The organism is Belliella calami, assembly GCF_022549695.1.
Classification (GTDB): Bacteria; Bacteroidota; Bacteroidia; order Cytophagales; family Cyclobacteriaceae; genus Belliella; species Belliella calami.
The window spans coordinates 176,048-201,531 of record NZ_JAKZGS010000002.1 but is presented as its reverse complement, the minus strand read 5'-3'; the positions used below and the strand labels follow the sequence as shown (position 1 = coordinate 201,531).

The 25,484-nt window shown below is 35.9% G+C and carries 12 protein-coding genes; 6 read left to right on the top strand and 6 right to left on the bottom strand.

Annotation, left to right across the window (positions count from 1 at the left end; genetic code table 11):
• Positions 1 to 3: 3 nt before the first annotated feature.
• From MM236_RS03170 to MM236_RS03150, 5 genes are all read right to left on the bottom strand, one after another.
• Positions 4 to 438, bottom strand: a complete 435-nt coding sequence (locus MM236_RS03170; RefSeq protein WP_241273482.1) for a response regulator — start codon at positions 436 to 438, stop codon at positions 4 to 6.
• 71 nt (positions 439 to 509) lie between these two features.
• Positions 510 to 944 (bottom strand): response regulator, encoded by a 435-nt coding sequence (locus tag MM236_RS03165; RefSeq protein ID WP_241273481.1) that lies wholly within the window; start codon positions 942 to 944, stop codon positions 510 to 512.
• Positions 945 to 1,168: 224 nt separating this feature from the next.
• Positions 1,169 to 4,243, bottom strand: a complete 3,075-nt coding sequence (locus MM236_RS03160) for a PAS domain-containing sensor histidine kinase (RefSeq protein ID WP_241273480.1) — start codon at positions 4,241 to 4,243, stop codon at positions 1,169 to 1,171.
• Positions 4,244 to 4,690: 447 nt separating this feature from the next.
• The gene (locus MM236_RS03155; RefSeq protein ID WP_241273479.1) at positions 4,691 to 6,832 is read right to left on the bottom strand and encodes a PAS domain-containing sensor histidine kinase; all 2,142 of its coding nucleotides are present in this window, start codon (positions 6,830 to 6,832) and stop codon (positions 4,691 to 4,693) included.
• Between the two features lie 240 nt (positions 6,833 to 7,072).
• Complete coding sequence (locus tag MM236_RS03150) at positions 7,073 to 8,146, bottom strand: Gfo/Idh/MocA family protein (RefSeq protein ID WP_241273478.1); 1,074 nt, start codon at positions 8,144 to 8,146, stop codon at positions 7,073 to 7,075.
• A gap of 296 nt (positions 8,147 to 8,442) precedes the next feature.
• On the opposite strand from MM236_RS03150, the gene MM236_RS03145 reads away from it, so the two are divergent.
• The 5 genes from MM236_RS03145 to MM236_RS03125 all read left to right on the top strand — a co-directional run bounded on the left by MM236_RS03145 (position 8,443) and on the right by MM236_RS03125 (position 21,734).
• Positions 8,443 to 10,842, top strand: coding sequence for a TonB-dependent receptor (locus MM236_RS03145; protein WP_241273477.1), 2,400 nt, complete (start codon positions 8,443 to 8,445; stop codon positions 10,840 to 10,842).
• Position 10,843: 1 nt separating this feature from the next.
• Entirely contained in the window at positions 10,844 to 11,680 is an 837-nt protein-coding gene (locus tag MM236_RS03140; protein ID WP_241273476.1) for a DUF4249 family protein, read from the top strand.
• Positions 11,681 to 11,723: 43 nt separating this feature from the next.
• On the top strand, positions 11,724 to 12,887 hold the full coding sequence (locus MM236_RS03135) for a THUMP domain-containing class I SAM-dependent RNA methyltransferase (protein ID WP_241273475.1): 1,164 nt from the start codon (positions 11,724 to 11,726) through the stop codon (positions 12,885 to 12,887).
• Positions 12,888 to 12,988: 101 nt separating this feature from the next.
• On the top strand, positions 12,989 to 14,794 hold the full coding sequence (locus MM236_RS03130) for a hypothetical protein (RefSeq protein WP_241273474.1): 1,806 nt from the start codon (positions 12,989 to 12,991) through the stop codon (positions 14,792 to 14,794).
• Positions 14,795 to 15,245: 451 nt separating this feature from the next.
• On the top strand, positions 15,246 to 21,734 hold the full coding sequence (locus tag MM236_RS03125; RefSeq protein WP_241273473.1) for an alpha-2-macroglobulin family protein: 6,489 nt from the start codon (positions 15,246 to 15,248) through the stop codon (positions 21,732 to 21,734).
• A gap of 249 nt (positions 21,735 to 21,983) precedes the next feature.
• On the opposite strand, the gene MM236_RS03120 is transcribed toward MM236_RS03125, so the two are convergent.
• A complete protein-coding gene (locus MM236_RS03120) occupies positions 21,984 to 24,086 on the bottom strand; it encodes a M28 family peptidase (protein ID WP_241273775.1) in 2,103 nt (700 codons plus the stop codon).
• 96 nt (positions 24,087 to 24,182) lie between these two features.
• Between MM236_RS03120 and MM236_RS03115 the strand changes: the two genes are divergently transcribed.
• The gene (locus MM236_RS03115) at positions 24,183 to 25,274 is read left to right on the top strand and encodes a 6-phosphofructokinase (protein ID WP_241273472.1); all 1,092 of its coding nucleotides are present in this window, start codon (positions 24,183 to 24,185) and stop codon (positions 25,272 to 25,274) included.
• Positions 25,275 to 25,484: the final 210 nt, after the last annotated feature.

Here is a 25,484-nt window from a genome sequence, read left to right as displayed (position 1 = left end):
TGGCTATTTGTTTGATGGGAGCTTTACCAGGGAAAACCAAAAGTCTTCTATCTGTGAAATGACTTTGAGAAACTCCATGCCTCCTAGAGGCTTTGAAATATAACAGTTTGCATGTTCTTTATATGCATCCAAAACATCTTTTGGAGTGGAGGAAGTCGTCAACATTACTACAGGAATATGCTTTAGTTTTTCAGTTTTTTTGATATGTTTTAAGACTTCGTGACCATTTTTCTTGGGAAGATTTATATCCAACAAAATGATATCTGGATTATTAGCGCTACTTGCATATTTCTGTTCTTTATTCAAATACAAAATTGCCTCATGCCCATCTTTGACGACATTTAATTCATGAAGGATTTTGCCATCGTCGAGCGCTTCTTTGATAAGCAAAATATCCCCTTCATTATCTTCGACCAGCAAGATTTGAATTTTTTTCATACTTGAATAAGTAATTTAAGAGATAAATATTCTTGTATCAAAATTGTTTTTTTTAACCTCATTTTTTTCTCTCAGTCATTAAGGTGTTTTTTGTTTATTACGGAGATCCAAAAATCGTCAATTTTGGTTACTACCCGAATAAAATCTTCTGCGGTAATGGGTTTGGTAATAAAACAATTTACTAAATTTTTGGTGGATTCATTATTGTCAAATGAAGAAGAGGAAGTTGTCAACATGATAACAGGTAAGTTTTTGTGTTTTTCTGAACTTTTCAAATACTTCAAGACTTCATGTCCATTTAACCGAGGTAAGTTAACATCCAAAATAACAAGGTCGGGATAAGTGACATCTACAAATTCACTTTCTTTCTCAATGTATTGAATTGCTTTTTCTCCGTTTTTAACGATACTGACTGAATTTTTCATTTTTGCTTCCTCCAATGCTTCGAGTGTGAGCACAATGTCACCGTCATTATCCTCTACTAGTAATATGTGAACATTTTCCATGTTGTAAATAAAGTAAGCAAGGTCTTAGATAGCTTTTTGGTGATAATTATGGGCATCTGTAATATACAAAAAAGTTTAATTAACTACTTGGTTAAACTGATTTTATTCTTTTGTAGATTATGGCCAAAATCATCTATTTTACTTTTTTAATATAACTATATGAAAATCAAACTTTTATTGTTTGTTATTTAGATCAGTAGAATGGTGTAATTAGGTGCTTTTATTTACTTTTTTATGGTGAATTTGAACGTGCAGCCCATACCTTCTTCAGATTCGACGAATATGTTTCCTCCTGCTCTCTCGATTATTTTTTTGCAAATGGCAAGACCAATACCTGTTCCGGAATATTCTTCTTTTCGATGGAGTCTTTTGAAAATTTCAAACACTTTATTTTGATATTCTGGTGCGATTCCTATTCCATTGTCTTCAATTGAAATGGTCCAATGAGTGACAGACTGCTCATAAGAAATATGAACCTTCGGTGTATTACCATGATTCTGGTATTTGATAGCATTCGAAATGATGTTTTGGAAGACTTGTGTGAGAGGACCTTTTTCAAATTTGACTACAGGAAGATTATCCCAAGTCAGCTCTGTTTTGGTTTCTTTGATTATCTCATAATTCATATGATCAATCTCTAGCATCAAATCATTCAAATCTACATTTTCCAACAAATGGTCAACTTTCCCAATTCTTGAAAACTCCAACAAATCAAGGATAATCTGTCTCATCCTGACGGCACCATCAGTAGCATAATGAAGATACTGTAGACCTTTGTCATCAAGTACATCCGAATATTTATTTTCAAGCTGATTGAGAAAACTTGTCACCATCCTCAAGGGTTCTTGTAAGTCATGGGATGCGATAAATGCAAATTGCTCTAATTCAGCATTTGACTCGGCTAATTCTTTGGCATTTTTTGCTAGGATATTATTAAGCTCCAACATCTGTATTTCAGCTGCTTTCCTGTCTGTTATATCTCGGAAATGTACGGTTAAACCATCCTCTGATGGAAATGCTGTAATCTCAAACCAAGAATTTAAGGGAAGGAAAAACTCTTCAAACCTGATTGGTTTTTTTGTTTCTTTGGCATTCGAAAATTTTGGATAAAATTTAAGGTTGGTTGCCTCGGGAAACATCTCCCATATTTTTTTTCCCAAGACTTCATCTCTCTTTCTTCCCAAAAGAACTTCTGCTTGACTGTTCCAGTAAGTAATAATGGAGTGATTGTCCATTGCATAAAACCCGTCTTGGATACTTTCCAATGTATCAGACACTTTTTTGTTCGAGATTCGAATAGCTTCTTCCTGAAGTTTTTTTTCTGTAATATCTTTCCCAATGGCAAAGATCAATTTTTCTTCCAATAGCGGTGTTGAAGTCCAAGCAAGCCAGATGTATTTTCCTGATTTTGTCAAATATCTATTTTCAAAATATGAAATTGACTCACCTGATTCTAAAATATTTACGATATCCTCTGTTGCTTTTTGATCATCAGCATGGTTGAAATCATAAAATTTTCTTTGGAGGATTTCATCTTCTGTAAATCCCAAAGTTTTTGGAAATGATCTGTTTATTTTTTTGAAATATCCATCAAATCCAGCAATACAGAGCAAGTCAGGAGATAAATCAAAGAAAAGATTGAGCTCATGCTCCGCTCTTTTTCTCCTAATCATTGTCCCTAATTTTACTAAAAAATCACTTTCTAGAATCGGTATTTCATCGAAATTCACGTCCCTTTCTACACTTGCAAGCAATATTCCAGCTATAAATTTCCCATCAAAGGTAATAGGGTATATCAATGCAGTTCTGATGTCATTGTTGACAATGAAATCATTTCTGACTATATTTTTATGGTCTTTCAGGTCTTGGATGAAGATTGGACTGCTGCTTTTGCTCAATTCAACCATTAAGCCTGATTCGTCGTGATATGCCCTTATTTCTTTTATTGGATTGATGTGTTTTGGACCTTCATATGCTGTAAGGATAATGTTGTTCGAATCCATGCTTTGTAGCCAAGCTTCTGCATAGTCTAGATTTGAATATTTCAGAAATAGTCCAAGTGATTTTTGGATGATTTTTTCAAGCGCAAGCTCTTCAGAAAATATAGCATTGATCGCCATCCTTAGTTCATTGTTTCTTTCTGCTTTTTTCTTTTCTGTACCATCTTTGGCAATGCAATAGAAGGTTTTGTCCCGAGAATCCCATTTTATAGACCAGATTAATGGCAATATTGATCCGTTCTTTTTTACAAATCTATTTTCTAGATTTGTCATGCTGTTTCCATTTCTAATGCTCTCCAGAGCATTTTTTGTAGACGCTCTATCTTCCCCAAAAATAAAATCCAAGATTGGTTTCCCTTCCAATTCTTCGGGTGGGTAGCTCCAAATTTTCATCGTTGCAGCACTCATTTCCCTAAATAAACCATCTTCATCAATCGTGCAGATTATATCTAAAGAACGATCCATGATGTTTTCCAATTTGGTTCTATTCTTATCCCTTTCCAATTCTGCCTTCTTTTTGGCAGTGATATCTGTCATGATTCCTCTAAGGAGAATTGGTTTCCCATTTTCCGTAATCACGCTTACTATATCATTCAACCATACAATGTTGCCATCTTTTGCAACAAATCGATATTCGAAAATGTGATTTAAGCCTTTCTGAACTTGATTTGAACAATAGTTAATTGTAAACTCTTGATCGAAAGGATGAATCCTGGATTCCCAAAATCCTTCCACTTTCCATTCTTCTGGATGAAACCCCAAAAGCTTGTAAGACTGTGGACTGACATAGGTGAACATCAGCGGGGACAGCTTTGCTTCCCAAAAAATACCGTCAATCGAGGTGATCAACTCATTGAGTTTTTTGTTAGAATCGAAAAGTGCTTTTTCTACTTCTACGGCAGAGGAGACATTTTCCGTGGTATGAAGAATATGTGATACTTCATCGTTCTCATCAAATATCGGAGTGAAAAGAGGATCCCAGTACCTGACTTCAAACTGATCTGTACCTCTTACAGGGATATCATACTTTTGAATCGGTGCTTTGAATGACTTTTTTGTATCAATGACAATTTTGATTGCTTTCAGCAGCTTGTTGAGTGGGCTAGAATCTTCATTGGGATTTTGTGGGAAAGCCTCAAAAAGCCCCTTTCCAATAAGATCGCTAGGATTGCTGTTAGATATTCTATAATATGCTTCATTGGCCTCAATTAAGGTGAAAATAGGATCATTCGCCAATATCAAAAGAGAGGGTAATGGAGAAGAGTAGAAAATTTTCTTTATCAGTGAGTTGTCTTCCATCTTAGTAATGGTTAATTTTTTATGGTAATGAAAAATAGAATGTACTGCCTTCTCCAAGGCTAGATTTTACCCCATTTTTCTGATAATGTTTTCCGAGGTTTATTTTGCTGATGATATTTAATTCAGAATCTTTCATTGTCAAATATTGTAGTCCAGTGTTTAGTATAAATACTATAGCTCCAAAAATATTATGGTATTTTTAAGGTATTATATTATTGACTGCTATTCAATTTCGTTTGGTGATTTGGTTGTTTTGAGTTTGTGAATTCAAGTCTGATTACTGATTTTTATGAGTATCCGCAATGTTGCACGTTGGCTCAGAAGAGGCACTATGTGTTGCGGATTCTCGTCAACAGACAACTGTCAACTGTCAATAGAACCTCTAATCATTTATCAAACATTCTATTGATTGGCTACGTGCAATCAAGCGGATAGACATACTGATTTTTAATCAATTTTAATTTTGGGAATGCTGAAGTTAAAGGTGCTTCCAACATTGATTTGTGATTCTACCCATATTTTCCCACCCAAGTATTCTACTATTTTCTTGCAAATGGCGAGTCCAATTCCTGACCCTGAATATTCATTTTTGTCATGCAACCTTTGGAAAATGATAAAAATTCTTTCAAAATAATCAGGGGAGATGCCCAAACCATTGTCTTTTACTGAAAATAACCATTCGTGATTATTGTCCTCACACTGTATATGAATAATTGGTTGATTACCTTTATTTTGGTATTTGATAGCATTTGATATTAGATTTTGCAGCAGTTGTTGAAAAGCAGTTTTTTTGGAATAGATGTAAGGGAGATTTTCTGAAATAATAATTGCTTGACTATTATGTATTTGTGTTTTCAAAAGCTTTTCAACCTCAGTTAAAACTTCTTTTGAATTGAAACTTTGATTTTCAATTCCACCTACTTTACCAATTCGGGAAAACTCCAGCAAATCCAAGATAATATTCCGCATGCGTTTTGCCCCATCTGTTGCAAAATGGATGTAAGACCTGCCTTTTTCATCTAGTTTGTCTTGGTATTTTCTCTCAATCAGTGCCAAAAAACTCGTAATCATTCTCAAAGGTTCCTGTAAATCATGGGAAGCAACATAGGCGAACTGCTCCAATTCAGAATTTGAAAGTACTAAGTTCTTGTTGCTTTCCTTCAACTCAGAGTTTACTAGCTTGAGTGATTCTTCGAATGCCGCTTTTTCTATGGCAACACCAAAATTTGAAGTGATGGTTTGTAAAAACGAGATTTCATCTTCTGACCAAGCCCTTTCTGCTCTACAATCATCTAACCCAATGAACCCAAAAAATGTATTTTTGAAATAGATTGGCAAGAGAATTATTGATTTGATACCTTGATCAATTAGAAGCTCTCTTTCATTCCCTTTTGTTTGTGAATAAACAGCCGCATAAGGTGCTTTATTGAGTACTCGTTCCAAAAAATTCGGATAATGCTCCAAATGGATCTCTTGATATTGCATTTTGTCAATCTGCGGTGTGATTCCTTCTTTGCACCATTCGTACACTTGTCTGGCTATTAATTTTTCAGATGTAGGATCAATTGAATTTTTTAAATAGCAAACCCGATCCGAATTGACTGCTTTTCCAATATCTGCCAACGAGTGCTTCAATACATTATTCCAATCTTCATATGTCAATAAAGATTCTACAATCTTTGAGATGCATTCCAAATATTTTGTTTTCTTGATTATGGCGTCTTCAGATTGCTTTCTTTTTGTTTCATCTATTACGGTGGAGATCATAATGTCTTGATCAAAGACCGGGATGTTTTTTGCGGAGACAAATTTTCTTTCACCCTCTTTTGTTGTGATTTCAATGTCATTCCAATACATTCTATTGATGTCATTGCTCTCAAGGTCAGCATTGATTTGGGATGAGATTATGTCTCTTTCCTTTGGATCAGGAAATATTTTTTCAAAAAAACTTTTTACACTATTTAATTCATTTGCTGGCCAGCCGTAGATTCTTGAAAATGTTTGGTTCATCAAGGTCGCTTCACCTGATTTCACGTTGTTGACAGCTACTCCTATAGGCAAATGCTCAAGGGTAGTCTCTATAAAGCTGTTCCTTTCCAAAAGTGCTTTTTCGGTATCTAATCGGGAAGTTATATCTATGGTTGTGATGATTACGCTGCTGAAACAGTCTTCAAACCCCGGTACAACTGACCATTTTAGTTCAATATCTTTTATTTGGCCATTAAGTGAGCGGGTCTTGGTAGTTACGTCAAACTTTGATTTTCCATGACAGATACAAATAACCTGATCTATCAGGATGCTCCAAGAATCTTCAGTGAAAATTTTCAGAAAATTATCTATCAATTGCTGCTTAGAAACTGCATCATGCAATTCCAAACATGCTTTGTTAATATTTATTATTTTGACTTTTAGAATACAGTCTTTAAGTCCATTCGAATTAACTTTGAAATATTCCCTAATAAATAATTCGTCCTTTCCAAGAAGACCAATTTGATCCAAGTAAGATTTAATTTCAGAAAAATCCTCTTCCCAAGTAGGGACAGGCAATATCTCAAAAATAGACTCAAAACGAGAATCATTTTTTTTCATATATAATCAGCAAATGGGTAAATTAAACATCTTCCTTGCCTGGTGAACAAGAGGTGCTCGAGGTGATAATGAAAGGGTGAATTTTCATTCTGAAAGAATAATCAATATCATAATTAAAAATTGATATTTAAAATTTTTAGAGATAATTATTCTGGTATTCCTTCTTGAAAATAATCCCTAAACATGAAATGTTCCAGTCATTTTTCAAAACCCAAATTGGTTGCTTTGATCTACATTTATTTACTTTAGTAATACCATTTTTCCAGTTTTAATCGATTCGTCACAAGCAAATGCAATCCTTAGACTGTTGATGGCATCTTCCAAATGCGCTGTCAGATCTATATTATTTTGGATGCTTTTGAGGAAAAAATCCTGCTCCCTGTTGCAGAGCTCTTGATGGTTGGGTTCGTCATTCATTGCTATCCATTTATCTTCATTGACAAACTGGTTTTTTTTGTCCAAATCAGCAATGTGGATTTTGATTTTTTCTGTTTGTGTATGTGAATCAATATTGTCGGATTTCCCTTTGCTAGAAGCATTGTCAGCTACGATAGAAATAGATCCTTTTGGGCCAAATACATCTTTGATAAAAAAAGCATTGTCAGACACCATAGGTCCCCATCCAGCCTCGTACCAGCCCACAGATCCATCTTCAAATCGGATTTGCAACTGACCATAATTGTAATTATCAATTGGGATCTCTTCTGTGAGCCTTGCGCCAATTGCCGATACGGCGACAGGTTTGCTTCTCGTCATCTGACACATCACATCGATATAGTGCACTCCGCAATCTACAATCGGACTTAAGCTTTGCATCAAATTCTTATGTACATCCCACATATATCCATGAGATTGTTGGTTGAGATTCATACGCATCACAAGAGGTTTTCCGAGTTTTTGGGATTCTAGGATAAATCGCTCCCATGATGGATGATGTCTCAGAATATATCCTACGACTACTTTTTTGTTGGCTTTTTTTGCTGCTTCTACGATTCTTTCAGAACCGATTACAGTATCTGCCAAAGGTTTTTCTATGAAAATATGACAGCCTTTTTCGAGGGCTTTGATTGCCATAGATTCGTGGGTGTCAGGATAAGTAGAAATACACACTGCATCAGGATTGGTTTCATGAAGGGCATGTTCAAAGTTTTCAAACAATGGATAGGCATTGCCCAATTCCTTGTTTAAGGTTACCTTGCTATCACCTCGTGATACAAGTCCACAAATTTCAAATTCCTTCATTTGGTGATAGGATTTTGCATGAGATGATCCCATATTTCCACAACCAGCGATGAGTATTTTAATCTTGTCCATGTTTTTTAGATTGTACTTTGCTTTTTTTGATTTAAAAAATCAATATATTTATTTGTATTCAAATTCTCAACCATATGATCCATTTTAGAAGTGTAGCGATTACGATTTCCCACTGTTTTTTGATTTTACTTTTTTTCTCCTGTGGAAATCAGGATACTGATGCTTTCTCTTATTCGGGAAATTGCATGGTCTAATTTGCTGTAGGTCGTCTTTTTTTATTCATGTTCATATTTTTTTCAGATATTCGCAATCATTAATGGTTAAAAAGCCGTTATCCATTGAAAGCAATTTTCCTTATGCGTTTTTTATTGATTTTAATATTCACAGTACCGCTGTTCACCCTGATAAATCCCAATCTAAGTAAGGCACAAGAATCCTCATTTGTAGTAGGACAAGTATTTGAAGTTGCTACCAACAATCCCTTACCTGGAGCAAATGTCTATTGGGAAAGCCAGCCACAAAAAGGGGTAGTAACAGATTTGGAAGGCAACTTTAGTCTACAAAAAGTGGACTTACCTTCTAAGTTGATTGTTTCGTACATTGGTTTTGAGGAATCCATTAGGGTAATCAATCAAAAGGACCTTAGCAAGCCATTGCGATTTTTCCTTCAAGAATCCCAAATGGCATTGGAAGAGGTGATTATCAGGGACAGGAGACCGGATGAAAATGTTAAAAGTATGGATATGGGAAAATCAGTCGTTGCAATCGAGACGATCAAAAATATCCCAGCACTATTTGGAGAAGTGGATTTGTTGAGAAGTTTACAATTATTGCCTGGAGTTCAGACAGCTGGTGAAGGTACTACTGGATTATTTGTGAGAGGGGGTTCAGCAGATCAGAATTTGATACAAATAGATGGGGCGCCCGTTTACAATCCTTCCCATTTCTTTGGTTTTTTCTCAGTTTTCAACCCAGATGCATTAAGCGGAGTAGAGTTTTACAAAGGTAATATACCTTCAAATTTCGGCGGGAGAATCTCTAGTGTGATCGACATTTCGCTGAAAGAAGGAAATTATGAAAAAGTGAGAGGTGAAGGAGGAATCGGTACGATCAGTTCTAGATTGACTGTCGATGGCCCATTGTTTTCCGAAAATTCCAGTTTTGTAATATCTGGTAGAAGAACCTATGCAGATATGTTTTTACGATTATCTTCCGATCCCGAAATCAACAGCAATGATCTCTACTTCTATGATTTGAGCGGAAAGTTTACTTTCAAACTCGGAGAGAAAGACAAATTATCAGTATCATCATATTATGGATCTGACTTTCTTGGGCTTTCATCTCAGTTTGGACTTGGATGGAACAACTGGGTAACTTCAATTACTTGGAATCGCAATATTTCCGAAAGATTATTTTTTGACCTGAATGCATATCATAGTGCTTATCAATACAATGTGAATTTTGATGATCCAGACAATGGCTTCAAATGGGGGAATCGGCTTTCAGAATCGGGTGTGAAAGCTGAATGGAATTTTAACGTAAGTGAAAACACGCTTATCAATTGGGGTGTACATTCCCAACTGTATAATTTTGCACCAATAAGTCTGGATCCAGCTCCGGGAAGTGCGATAGAACCTATTGCCACCAATCCAAGAAATGGAATGCAAAACAATGTTTTCATTGGAGCTGCTACAGATGTAACAGATAGATTTCGTGTAGATGCAGGGCTCAGATGGGCGATATTTCAACTTCATGGAAGGGGAGTAGATTATATTTATGAAGGTGGTATTCCGAGCCCTGATGTAGCGATCACAGACTCTTTGGTCTTTAGCTCATTTCAAAAAATCAAAGGATTTAATGGATTCGAACCTAGACTTTCGTTCAGGTATTTGATCCAAGATGACTTATCCATCAAAGCATCTTATAACAGAAATTTCCAATACCTTCAGGTAGCTTCCAGCAGTTCGGCAGGTCTTCCTATTGACAGATGGATTTTGGCTGGTACTTATGTTCCGCCGATCAGGGGAGATCAAGTTTCTGTGGGGATGTTTAAAAACCTGGAAGGGAATAAATGGGAAGTTTCCGGAGAGCTTTATTACAAAGACATAAAGAACATCATCGACTTGAGACAAGGAGCAAATATCTTGTTCACAGATAATGTAGAATCCGAAATCCTTACAGGAGATGGCTATGCTTACGGGTTGGAACTACTCCTAAGAAAAAACACTGGAAAAACCACTGGATGGCTTAGCTACACTTATTCAAGAACTTGGAGACAAATTGACGGGATTAGTTTCGATCAATGGTACAATCCACGCTTTGACAGACCGCATGACTTGACGCTGGTTCTGAATCATGAATTCAACAAAAGATGGTCTGCGGGATTGACTTTCGTGTATACAACAGGACAGGCCGTTACCTTTCCGGTAGGTACATATGAAGTAGATAATCAAAGACTGCCTTTATACAGTGGGTTGAGAAATGACGATAGATTTCCTGATTACCATAGAATGGATGCCTCAGTTACTTGGAAAAATGTAGATAAGGGGAGAAAATGGAAAGGAAGTTGGAATTTCAGTATTTATAACCTCTATGGCAGAAAGAACCCATTTGCGTATCAATTTACAGAGATCTTTAATGATCAGATCAATTTTACTCCTAGTCAAACGAATATAGTGGAATCAAGGAGACCTGGAGTGGTAATGACATACTTATTTACCTTCCTTCCTTCTGTAACTTACAATTTCAATTTCTGATATGAAGAACATTATTTATATTTTCATCGCACTAATTTTTTTTTCCTGCCAGGAGGAAGTTGTTCTTGAATTGAAAGAATCAGGACAAATACCAGTAATCGAGGGTGTTTGGACGAATTCAGCAGGACTTAATCAGGTGCATGTAAGTTACTCAAGGGACTATTATTCTGAAGAACCAAACAAAGTAATCAATGATGCAGAAGTATTTATTTTAAACTTGAATAATGGTCAAAGAATTTCATTTCAATTCAATGAACAACTTTTAAGTTACCTTCCTGCTAATAATAGGACGGGACGATTGGGAGAGATTTACGAATTGCATGTAATCATTGAAGACAAAGAGTATATTGCTCAAGGAACGATGCTCGAACCCCCAACTTTGGATTCGTTGACTTTTGAGTATAAAGAGGAGCGTGTTTTCAGAGAAGAAGGATATTATCTGACATTGTACGGAAAGATTCCTTTTGTAGAGCAAAATAATTATAGAATGAAAATCGTCAGAAATGATACACTTCTAAACAGACGATCTGATTATTTGCTGTTCGATGATACATTTGGGACTTCTATTTTAGATAGGGGTTTTGAGTTGGGTGGATTTCCATTCAATGAAGGCGATAGGGTAAGATTGGAGCTCTATAGACTCAATGACGATGCTTATCAATATATGTCCCAACTGGTAAATCTACTTTTCAATGATGGAGGCTTATTTAGCCCACCACCCCAAAATCCCGTATCAAACATCAAACCAGCTGATGGGTCTGGACAAGTTTTGGGTTATTTCATGGTCAGTCCATTCGTAAGTGCTAATGTAAATATCATAGAAGATGATTCTGATTGATAAAAATAATTAGGGTATCACTGAGATTTCTTACTTTTGCATTATGTTAGATTTCACGCAAAAAGGCAAAGTAGTCATTACTTTTAAAGATAGGTTTTCACCATTCGTAGAGCAAGAGCTTAAGGATCTTGGTTTTAAGCCAAAAAACGTTTTCAGAACTTATATAGAATTGTATGCTTCATTGAATGAATGTATGTATCTCAACATGCATTTGAGGGTGGCTAGTCATGTTCTTTTTGAGATCAAATCATTCTACCTGCATCATGCAGATGATATTTACAGAAGAGTGAAAACACTTCCGTGGGAAGAATATATCACAAAGGATACTTATTTTTCAGTAAATTCTCATGTAGAAAATGACAGCGTTGACAATCCACTTTTTGTGAATGTCAGGATAAAAGATGCGATCGTAGATAGATTTAGGGAAAATACAGGAGTAAGACCTGATACTGGCTCTGCTTACGAAGGAGCGGTCTTTCAATTATTTTGGAAAGAAACCCAAGCGACACTATATGTCAACACATCTGGCGAGACTATTGCGAAGCATGGCTATAGGAAAATCCCTGGTAAAGCTCCGATGCTCGAGGCTTTGGCGGCAGCCACAATTTATGCTAGTGGATGGGATAGAAAAAGTCCATTTGTCAACCCAATGTGTGGTTCTGGTACGTTGGCAATAGAAGCTGCATTGATTGCTACAAATAGATTTCCAGGTCTTTACAGAGACCATTATTCATTTATGCATATCATTGGATATGATGAAGCAGTCTATTTTAAGATGAAGGCCGATTTAGAAGAAAAGATCACACCAATTGGAGATATTCAAGTTTTTGCATCTGATATAGCAGAACAGGCTGTGCTATTTACCAAAGAAAATGCAGCAACGGCTGGAGTTGAGGATCTGGTTTCGTATGAAGTCTGTGATTTTGAAGATACCACAATTCCAGAGAGTGAAGCGGGTATCATGATGGTCAATCCAGAGTATGGAGAGCGATTGGGTGAAGAAGATGAACTCGAGGCTACCTATAAAAGACTGGGAGATTTTATGAAGCAAAAATGTGCAGGTTACACAGGCTTTGTATTTACTGGAAATTTGGATCTTGCAAAGAGGGTAGGATTAAGGCCTTCTAGAAAGATTGAGTTCTACAATGGAACTATCGATTGTAGACTTCTTAAATATGAATTGTACAAAGGCAAAAAAGAAGACTAATATTTTTCCTGATTTTTATCAGGAATTGGCTTGATGTATATTAGTTTTTTGGCGGTTTTATCGCAGTAATTTTGAAGCTTATTACTGAAATAAAATCGAAAATGACTTTCAACGATATCAAGCCACATAGCTTTCACATTCCTGTAATGGGACTCGGCTACACTTTGGAAACACCTCTAAAAGTAGCAAAGTATGGTATTTCATCAGTAGTGTCCATCATGGATGACACGCTTTTGGAAAATATGCGACGAATCAAGAGCCGCCATAATAAAGTGCCATATCTTCCAATTGAAGATAAAGTACCCGATAGTAGAGCAAAAAGGATAACCGCCTATCTTAATTTTCTTTCAGAACAAGTAGATGCAGATTTAGAAAATCTTAAATCACAGGAGTTTGGAAAAGGAAATGAGATAGATACTTATTTTGAGCTTCTTTCTGATTCACATCCAGCAGCTGAACTATACAAAAGTATGCTTTGCCTGAATGCGGAATCCAGAGTATTGGTAGAAAATCAGTTGAGAAATTTTATCAAAGCTGGCAAGATAGATGTCAATATCATGACAAAAGTCGATAAGCTCAATTATGCTGCAAACGGAGACGAATTGCCTCGAGAGGATTCGGATGCTTTGTCTGCACTTCGAGGATTTGCAAATAGTGAGTTAAATTCATCTGTGGTTTTTTCGGCAGGATTAAATCCTGCTTTGTTCAGCTATATGGAGAATTTCAAGGATTTTTTTCCAGATTCCAAAGGAAACGTCAAAAAGCGGATCATTCTAAAGGTGAGTGACTACAGATCTGCCCTTATTCAAGGGAGGTTTCTTGCCAAGAAAGGACTTTGGGTGTCCGAATTCAGGATTGAATCAGGACTCAACTGTGGAGGTCATGCCTTTGCGACAGATGGTATTCTACTAGGACCGATTTTGGAGGAGTTCAAATCGAACAGAGATACGCTGAACCAAACCTTGTGGGAAGCTTGCAACCAAACGCTACTAGCAAAAGGAAAACATCTTTTACTCTCTGATGAAAAAGTCTTGATCACTGTGCAGGGAGGAATTGGCACAGCCTACGAGGATGAGTTCTTGAGAAATCACTATAAACTCGACGGAACAGGCTGGGGGAGTCCTTTTCTAATGGTTCCTGAAGCAACGAATGTAGATCAAGAAACATTGGAAAAGTTGATAAATGCTAAGAAATCCGATTATTATCTCAGCCATGCATCCCCGTTGGGAGTTCGGTTCAATAATCTAAGAACGAGCAGTGCTGAAGATCAAAGAAGACAAAGGGTAGAAAAGGACAGGCCAGGGAGTCCTTGCTACAAAAAATTCCTTTCATTTAATACAGAATTTACTGAAAAACCAATTTGCACGGCTTCGAGGCAATACTTGAATCTTAAATTGAAGGAGATGAAGACAAAGTTTACAGATGCTTTAGACTTTGAGAAGAATACAGCAAAGATTCTTGAAAAAGACTGTCTCTGCGAAGGATTAGGAGCTCCTGTTTTGCTTACAAATGGAGAAGCACCTGCCAGAAACCTAAAAGCAGTCACTATCTGCCCTGGGCCAAACTTAGCTTATTTTTCAGGTGTGTTTAGCTTGAAAGAAATGGTTGGGCACATCTATGGTAAAATTTCAATCATACGAGATATGGAACGTCCACATGTTTTTGTCAAAGAACTACAGCTATATATTGATTATCTCAAAGATGAGATGGACAATTATCTTGAAGAGCAACCCGCAAAATTCGAAAGTTTCGTCGATAGATTTAAATCAAACCTTAAACAAGGAGTCGCTTACTACAAAAGGCTTTTGGAAGAGGGTCCAGTAGAAACAGAAGAAAAGATCATCAAGATGAAAGAGCAATTTGAAGAAAAGCTAATGATGCTTGAAAAGTTGTTGATTCCTGCTTAAAAGTTTTATCCGCAATTCTAAAAACCGAAAGAATCTTAAAAGATACTTCGAAATAGAGTTGTGGGTGGTTTGATTGCTATTTAGATAAATTAAAATATGATTATCCGCTTGTGTACAAGTACGTATATTAAAACATATAAATCATGCTGATAATCGTCAATAGACAACAGTTTACGGTCAACAACTGCTGATGTATTGAACTGAATACATTATTTTAAGTGGCTATTTGTAAGTAGGCGGATATACATAGAGTAAAATATACAATGAGGAAATTAGTTGTATCTGAAATGTTTTTGAATTTTTTAACATTTTTTGTTTCCTACTTAAGAAGTCTCTTTTTTCAAGTTGTTTTGTTCCAAATTTTTGATGATTAAACAAAATTAAGTTTTTAACCGTAAATATTAAATTGAATTCAAAATAATTAGATTAATATTCGCCTAAACCATAACATATGAAAAATTTTTATTGTGTTGTACTATTTATTATTCTAGTTGTTTATTCAAAAAATGTCAATGCAACAATTGATTTTGACTTTGAAAAAACTTGGAAGCAAGTAGAGATTTTTGAGCTAAAAGACCTTCCTAAATCAGCATTGGTGCTGGTAGATTCCATTTATCATCAAGCAAAAGAAGAAAACAATCGGGATCAAATCGTAAAATCTCTAATCTATCAAAGCAAATTCACATTGGTTTTGGAAGAAGATGCTGAATTGAAAATTTTCAAAAGGTTTGAAGAAGAAATAGATCTTGCCGAGGGCTATTATAAAAATATATTGCAAAGTGTATTTGCCAATTTGCTTCAGGAATATTTTTCTAGATATCGTTGGCAATATTTGAATAGAATGCAAACGGTAGAAGTAGTCAATTCAGAAGATTTCAGGACTTGGGATGCAGTAGGAATAGTAAAATATATAAAGACTCTCTATTTGGAGTCAATTGAAAACAGTTCAACCTTACAGGAAGTACCAAAATCTTCCTGGGGATTTTTTGTCTTTCTTTCAGAAGATCAATATGATAATTCTTCCATTTACGAATTGAGTCTTTATGATTTATTGGTTCAAAATTCTATTAATTTTTTCAAGAATAATGAAGCTCCTGGAAATATACCTTTTGATAAATTTAGGATTTTTGATAAGCAATTTTTTTTCGATCATCTCTTTGAAGGGAATAAATCTGACATAGATGAATCCCATGAAACTATAGTACTTGATATATACAGTGATATTATTGAAAATCACAAAAATAAAGATGATCAAACTGCAACTGCTTTTTGGCTTTCTGATCGTTTGGAATATTTGAAAAATGTATCTGTTTCAGTTGATAAGGAAAGCTATTATATAGAGGCATTAGGTGGGTTGATCGACCAATATAAAAAATTAGAAATAAGCGCATTTCTTCAATATAGATTGGCTCATACTTATTATACTTTGGCTAAGTCTGAGGAAAATGAAATGGTTAAATCTTCCATTAGTTACGCAAAAAAGGCAGTTGATCTTTGCGAAAAAGCTATGCTTGATTTCCCAAAAAGTGCCGGAGCAAATTTTTGTTCAGAACTCTTGTCCACCATTCAAGAACCTTATTCTAGGATAAAAATGAATGGAATAATTCCGATTCACACTTCTTCCAGAATATTCATCACTTACAAAAATCTTGATAGTTTGAATTTTAAGCTATTCAAGTTGGATCCGAAGATCAATATGGAGCTTCAAAGAACTTATCAACCTGAAGAGAGAAATTTATTGATAAGTCGTCTCGAATCAATGTTGAGTTGGTCAGAAGAGTTGATCAATGAAAATGATTTTTGTTTACATTCTATGGAAGCCATGCTACCAGAGTTGGAAAATGGTTCTTATTTATTGTTGTCTCAAAATCCTGTAAATAACAGAAACCATGGCTATTCGTTTTTTGATGTCTCAAATTTATCCTATATAAAACTAGAGGAAGATGCAAAGACAATCTTTAGAATTTTGGATAGGAATAGTGGAAGATCGATTCCTGGTGCATCTGTAGAATTCCTATCACATGTAAAAAATCAAATATCTCCATTATTGAACCAAAAGTTTTTTGCAGATGAAAATGGAGCTTTAGAAGTAAATCCCACAGAATATTTTTCTAATCTAGCAATGGAAGTCAAGTTTGAAAATGACAGCATTCGCTTTCAAAATTTAAGTCTTTACAAAAATCATAACGATCATGGTAAAAATAATATTAATGTAAAGGCATTCATTTTCACAGACCGTAAGATATATAGACCAGGCCAAAAGGTTTTGTTTAAAGGAATTTTAGTCAAAGAGGATAATGGGAAAAGTGAAATAGTGGAAGGAGAATCTCTAATTGCTACTTTATCAAATCAAAAAGGCCAAAATATTGGACCATTGAAAATTACAACAAACAAATTTGGAAGTTTCTCAAGTGAATTTGAAATTCCTTCATCAGGATTGACAGGTAATTACTTTTTGAGGATTGAAGAAGATGATGATGTGAAAAGTAGATTTTTGGATCATGATCACACTAATTTTGAACACTCTGCTGTTTCTATTTCTGTAGAAGAATATAAGAGGCCTCGATTTGAAGTAAGTATATCGGAAATCTCTGAAGTCATCCAAGTAAATGATACCGTAAAAATCAAAGGGGAAGCCATGGCATTTTCGGGGAATTCTATTTCCAATGGAGAGGTTGTGTACAGGATTTATAGAACCACCCAAATGTCTCCATGGTATTACAGAAAACAGGGATCAAGGTATTTTTCAAGCGGAGTTCGGCAAGAAATAATTTATGGTAACACCAAAACAGATCAGGAAGGGAAGTTTGAGCTTGCTTTTGTTGCCATTCCTGATCAAAGCATTGATAAAAATGACTTGCCAGTATTTCAATACCAATTAGAAGTAGAGGTGACAGATATCAATGGAGAAACAAGGACTTCTGAAAAAATCATCAGTGCAGGCTATCATTCGATCATCTTAAATGCTTCGATTTCCGAAAAGATTTTCAAAAACAGTACGGTTGAAAAAATCAAAATTTCAGGGATGAATCTCAATGAACAAGCAATTAATTCTAAAGGGAACATCACTTTTTACAAGAAGAACTTTTCAGAACGGGTAACCTTGCCAATGAATAAAAGCCAAATCCCAGATTATCCAAGGTGGTCGAAGGAGGAATTTATTGAATTGTTTCCTCACGATGCATACCCTTTTGATGAATTTTTGATAAATGAAAACAACAGAAAAAAAGTAAAGGAAATTGATTTCAATACCGCAGATTCCAAAGAAATCGATTTTCCAGATTATTCATCATGGATTCCTGGAACTTATATTGTGGAAATTTCTGCTATTGATAGTTTGGGATTCAGAGTCATTGTCGAGAAAGAATTTGAGCTGATTGATAGAGCTTCCAAAACTGTTTCTGATAATGCACTTTTTCAATATTCTATGGATAAGAAAACTTATAGAGTAGATGATGAAATTCATTTTGATATTGGTACAGCTGCCGACAGTCTTTTTGTTACAGTTTTGGTTGAAAAAAAGGGAAAAGTAGAATCAGAGCAAAACCTAAAACTGAGCAAAGAAATAAAAAAAATCAAGATCCTGGTCAATAAAGAAGATGAGGGAAATATAATTATCCATTATTATTATGCTTTTGGAAATGAGGTCTTTTCGGGTTCCGAAAATGTTATTGTAGAAGGTGGTTTGAAACCTGTCAAAATCGTAATGGAAACGTTTCGAAACAAGCTTGAGCCCGGTAGTAAAGAACATTGGACATTCAAGATTAAGGGAGAAGATAAGGAAAAATTCGCTTCAGAAGTATTGGCAGGTATGTATGATGCTTCTTTGGACCAACTTTCCAACATTCCTAACAGATGGTCTATTGATCACAATGAAAGACAAAATTTTTATCCACCTGTAAGGATTGTAGCTAACAATGGGTTTAAACAGGCCCGATATGCTAGCTTAATCGGTAATTCATATTCCTATCTTGGAAAGCACAGTTTGGGTGAAATTCCAGATTTTGAAAGATTTGGATTGAGCCTAGTTTCAAATAGCTATACCAATAGATCCTATCTTTCTACGATTAGAGAGAATTTTTTGAAATCAAAGGTTATGAAATCTACCGATCATCAAGTTCAGCATGGCTATGTCCGAGGGATAGTTACAGATGTGTACGGTGACCCTTTGGAATTTGCGGTAGTTTCAGTCAATAATTCCGAAGCCTCTGTCAATACCAATTCGAAGGGGGAATTTTACTTAAAAGCTGATTCAAAAAGTGGATTATTGATTAAGTATCCATTATACAAGTCAGAGAGGATTTGGCTTGAAGGCAATAATGTACTCCATATCATGCTTTCAGAGGAATTCAAAGAACTAGACCAAATAACTGTCACAGGTTATGACAGCCAAGAAAAAGTCAGTATAATGGTCAGAGGTAATTCAAATGCAGCTGTGAGTGAAATTTCAGATGATGGACTAGTCTTGGAAGAAAGGGTAATGGGAGTAAATGGAGATTTCCACGTCCCTCCTCCATCAATTATTGATTTCGATCAATCTGTTTCAGATAAATTGATAATCAATCAAGTGAAAATAAGGTCTGATTTCAAGGAAACTGCCTTTTTCTATCCACATTTGGAGACCAATAAAAAAGGTGAGTTTGGTTTTTCCTTTGATGCCCCAGAGTCGCTTACAAATTGGAAATTGATGCTCCTTTCCCATAGTAAGAATCTGAGAACTGCTTACAGCGAAGCAGAAGTGGTAACACAAAAAGAATTGATGATTACACCTAACTTTCCTAGATTTTTGAGAGAAGGGGATAAGGTGGTTTTAGCTGCTAAGGTCAGCAATCTGAGTCCTAAAATCCAAAAAGGAAAAGCTCATTTAAGTTTTGTAAATGAGCTGACAGGTCAAAATGTAAGAGAATTGGAAAAAATTCCCGTTTTTGAATTTGAGGTAAAACCATTCGAAAGTATAAATGTAGATTGGGAAATCGAAGTTCCCAAAGGTTTACAGCTATTGCAATACAAAGTTTTGGCACTTACGGATGATTTTTCTGATGGGGAACAATCCATTTTCCCCATTTTAGAAAAAAAGATCCTAATCACTGAAACAATGCCAGTATGGGCAAATCAAGGAGAAAATAGAACATTTACCTTTGATAAATTAAAAAATCCCAATTCTGAAACAATAATAAATCACAAGTTGTCCTTTGAGTTGACTAGCAATCCATTGTGGTATGTATTGCAGACCATACCATATATTGACGATCTATCAGACGAAAATTCAGAGCAATTACTTTCTAGAATTTTTGTAAACTCCATAGGACTACAACTTGTCAATACAATTCCAGAATTGAAGTCAATTCTGGAAAATTTGGCAAATGGAAACATTCCAGAAGATCAGTTCGCTAAAAATAAAGATTTGAAATCTATTATTTTGGAGGAAACTCCTTGGCTCAAAGAAGCTGAAAGTGACGAGAACAAAGTGAAAAGGCTGGGTCAACTTTTGGATCCAATTAAGTTGAAGAATTCCATTGCAGAAGACCTCCAAAAGCTAAAAAGCTTTCAAATGTCAGATGGAGGGTTTGTTTGGTACAAAGGTTCTACATATTCTAATTTTCAAATGACAAACCATATTCTGCAATCATTCGGAAAACTGAAAAGAATGAATTTTGAATTTTCTTCCGTTGAATTGGATCAAATGATAGAAAAAGGATTGAGTTTCTTGCAGAAAGATTTGATCAAAAAATTTGACAAACTTCAAAAGGAAAAAGAATTGAAAAGCATTGGAAATAACTCAAACTATCTTCCGGGTTATGAATTAGGATCAAGAGAACTTGATGTGTTGTACACATTGTTGGTAAATGAAACTTCCATTGACTCAGATAAATTAAAAGAAGCTATGAATTTCTATACTATTCAATTGCAGAGCAATTGGGTAGCTTTAGAAATGTCCGATAGGATCAAAGCAGTTAGGATTTTGAAAGCCTTTGACAAAAATGAATATAAGTCAATCCTAGAGTCTTTTTTGGAAAATAGCATTAGTTCAGAAGAAATGGGGAATTATTGGAAATTGGAAAATACAACAATGTCTTGGGCAAATTCTCCAATAGAAATTCATGCCCAAATGATAGACTTGTTTAAGGAAGTTGGTGAGCTGGTTCATTCAAAAGAACAAAATGGGAAGTTCATAGATGGGTTGGTGAGATGGCTCTTGAGGCAAAAACAGACAAATCATTGGCCAACATCTAAATCTACTGTAAGTGCTGTTTCAGCAATTTTCAATAACTACAGCTCTTGGTCAGCAATAGATTTTGATGGAGAAGTTATGGTAGGGGATGAAGTTTTTCTTAAATCAAAGTCAAATAATGATACAGAGATTTTGGATGGTGGTTACCTGAAAAAAACTTGGAACCAAAAAGACATCACTACTGAAATGGCTGATGTTTCAATTGTAAATAACGGAGAAACTGTATTTTGGGGAGCGCTCTATTGGCAGTATTTTGAAGATTTAAATCAAATTTCAAAGTCAAATGGAGTCGTGGAAATTTCAAAGGAATTATTCACCAAGATCAATACACCGACTGGAATTCAATTTGTGAGGATTTCTGAAGAAAATGCGATCAAAATAGGTGATTTGGTCAAAGTTAGAATAGAAGTAAAATTGGATAGGGACATAGACTTTGTTCATCTATCAGATCAAAGGGCTTCAGGATTGGAGCCTATACAAGTCCTATCAGGATACAAGTTCCAAAATGGAGTAGGGTATTACGAAAGTCATAAAGATGCTTCGACCCACTTCTATTTTGATAGTTTGAAGAAAGGGATTTATGTTTTTGAATATGAAGTTCGGGCTAGCCAAGCTGGAGATTTTGCCAATGGCATTACAAAAATTGAGAGTGTTTATGCACCAGAGTTCAAAAGTCATACCCCTGGAAATAGGTTGAAGATCAAATAGTTGAATATTTACATTTATTTGGAAAAACGGTTATGGCATGTGTCTATTGTCAAGTGTCTCGATTCCATTAGCAGTGAGTATTTCAGGTAAATCAAGATGTATATAGCTATTTAATCAATTTGGTAAATCGAAAATATTTCATCAGCCAAAAGAAATGGGTTTCGAAGATTCTAGTTTCTATATAATAAAAAGGACCGACCTTCAAGCTTATTGAAGTCGGTCTTTTTTTATTTTTACAATTTCAGAATATTACAATTTTCCAATCAATTCATCCATATTCCTTTTCAAATCCAAGATTGCAGTACTGTATCGCTCGTCCCATTCTTGAAGTCTATCCGAAGATTTAAGTTCGATTTCATATTCAATTCCTGGCAATATCCAAGATGCATAGCCACTGAATGGATCGTTTGCAGCATAAAGTGATCTGTACCAAGATCCAAAATACATACCTTTAGTATCAATAAAGCTCTTCTCCATACTGATCAAAGCCTTGTTTATTTCTTTCAATTTTTTCTTCTCAAAACTTCCATTTGCCAATGAATTTGCAATTTTTTCATCCAAGCTATTGGCACTCAACTTCAGTTCGCTGATGGCTTCTGTTACTTTGGTGAAGCTTTCAAAATCCTTATCATATGCTTTCACTTTTTTTGTTGCATTCTCAAAATGTATCTCCAAATCCTGTGCATATCGACTGTTGTGATAGGGGATGATTTCGGCATTTGCTAATCTTAAACTCATAACTCCTACTAACTGCTCTACTGCTCCTCCCATTTTGAAAGTAGGGTCTGCAAATTTTTCGTAGAAATGTAGGTTGTCATAATTGGTGTGGTACAAAGTCGGACCGCTAGCACCTCCGCTCAAAGATGGAATTCCTGCATGCATATAGAAGGCAATATGGTCTGAGCCACCACCAAGATTGCCTATAGTTGGTTCAGGTTGATTTTTTGCCCATACTTCAAAAACAGACTTGGCTGAATCAGGAAATACAACAGCTTTGGCAGATTCCATGATGATTTTCTTTAAAGTAGGAGAGGATGAAGCACCAAAATTCCTACCGGATACTGCCGCATCTAAGTTGATATATGCAACTGCCTTTGCTCCCAATTCATCTCTGAATTGCTCCACCCATTCCGTAGATCCAATTACCCCATGCTCTTCAGCATCCCAATGCGCTATCAAGATTGACCTTTTTGGACTTTTTCCATCTTTGGCTAATTGGCCTAAAGTTTCACTCAAGCTCAAAAGCATGGCAGTGCCACTATTTGGGTCTGTTGAACCGAAACTCCAAGCATCAAAATGGCATCCAAGAATAATCCATTCGTCTGGCGTCTCTGATCCTTTTAGAGTTCCTACGACATTGTTGGCCCTAACGAACTCTCTTTTTTGATCTACTTTTAGTCGGACCTTAAGATCTTTTCCACCTTCCAATCTATAAGTAAATGGCAAGCCACCTTGCCATCCAGTAGGAACGGGAGATCCTTGCATCAACTCAATGATTTCCTTAACAGATCCATAAGGAAGCGATGTAACTGGAATTGTATGTAAGCCAACCTCACTTTCTTCCAGTCTTTTTACCTTCTTTTTCCCATCCAAAGGCAAGGCTGGCTCGAAAGGAGTCAATGCGTCTCCTGTCCAGTCCACTGTCAGTAATGATCCTCTTTGAATGGAAGATTCATTGTAAAAAATCCCATCTGGGTAGGTCAAACCGCGCATATAGCCAGAATCTCCTGGGTCAGTAAATATCAATAATCCTGCAGCACCATTTTCTTCAGCAAATTTGGCTTTGAATCCACGGAAATTCCCTCCATATCTTGCAAGTACAATCTTTCCTTTGATGTCAATCCCCAATGATTTCAATTTTTCAAAATCAGCTTTTGTACCATAATTTGCGTAAACAACTTCTGCTGTCACATCCCCGCTTCCTGAGAATGCATTCCATCCCTTCCAAAGATCCGGATGGGCAGAATAAGGATCATCCTCTAGAATATATTCCTGTTGGTTCAATGGTTTCCTCATTGGCCTAACTATCTCTACCAGCGATTCTCCAGGCTCCTTAGAAAGATAAACATCATAGGGATGTACTTGAACATCCCAGCCGGCAGCCTGCATCGTTTTGACCAAATAGTCTTTTACTTTTTCATTTGCTTCCGAACCTGCTGGATGTGGATCAGATGTGATGGCTGTAAGGTGCTTTTTGAACTTCGAAAAGTCGACCTTTTCCAAAAACTCCTTTTCCGTTGCCAGTTGCTTATCGGAAGAAGATTTTTGGAAGCCGTCTAATTGTTGTCCCTGGAGGTTGATAGATAAAACCATCAAAAGGCAGAATTTGAATAAAAGTAAATTTTTCTTCATCATAAATTAATTTTGATCGTAAGTAAACAAATATATCTAAGCTATCTTTATAAGAAAGAAATAATTGTTTGATCGGAAGATATTAAATTTAAAAAGATGAAAAAATTGCTAGTTTGTACAGGAGGAGGAGATTGCCCAGGATTGAATGCTGTGATTAGAGGGATTTTTAAAGCTGCCAAAAAAACCAAAGAATGGGAAATTTATGGAAGTATTGAGGCATTTAATGGTGTAATGGCAGAACCTACCCACATTGTGAAGTTGACAAAATCAAAAGTCGGAGGAATCCACGTAAAAGGTGGTACCATTTTGAAAACAACCAATAAAGGAAATCCACTTCAGTTTCCAGTTCAAGATGAAAATGGAAATATAGTTTTTGAAGATAGAACAGATACATTAGCAAAGAAGATCAAATCACTTGGATTTGATGCAGTTATCAATATAGGAGGTGATGGTTCCCAAAAAATATCCAAAGCCTTATTTGATTTGGGTGTCCCAATAATTGGTGTTCCTAAAACAATTGACAATGATTTATCAGCTACCGATACTACTTTCGGTTTTCAGACAGCCGTTCAAATAGCTACCGACAGTTTTGACAAATTAGTTACTACAGCGGAAAGCCACCATCGTGTAATGATCATGGAGGTAATGGGTCGTGATGCTGGTTGGATTGCACTTCATACGGCAATAGCTGGAGGAGCAGAGATTTGCTTAATTCCCGAAATTCCTTATGACATAGAAAAAGTCAAAGAAAAAATAGAAAGTAGATACGAAAAGGGACGTGGTTTTGTCAATATTGTAATTGCTGAAGGAGCAAAGGCAAAAGATGGTAAAGTAATCGGATCAGAAAGAGAGATGGTTTCAGAACACCTCAGATTGGGCGGTGTTGCTTTCCAACTTTCCGCAGAACTCAAAGCTGCGGGATGTAAACCAGAAATAAGAGAAACCGTCTTAGGGCATATCCAAAGAGGGGGGACACCGGTAAGTTACGATCGAGTTTTGGCCACCATGTTTGGAGTTAAGGCTTTTGAATTAGTTCAGAATGAAAAATTTGGTGAAATGGTATCATTTAAGAACAACAATTACTGTTCTGTCAGCCTTGAAGAAGCAGTCAAAGATTACAATTTTGTAGATAAAGAAGGTTTCTTAGTTCAAGGAGCAAAAGCAATGGGTATGTCTTTTGGTGATTGATAGGAGAGAAGGAAGAGGGGAGATGTGCGACAACTAAGTCACCTCGATCCCGAAAGCATTCGGGAGAGAGGTCTCGTCCCTATTTGAAACTGGAAAGTTAAAATTGAAGTTGGAGTGTGAAATTCAGTATGAGATTTCTCCCCGTAATTCTACGGGGCAGGCTCCTTTGGTCTAAATGACTTGCCTATAAAACGAGAGGTTAAGTATAAA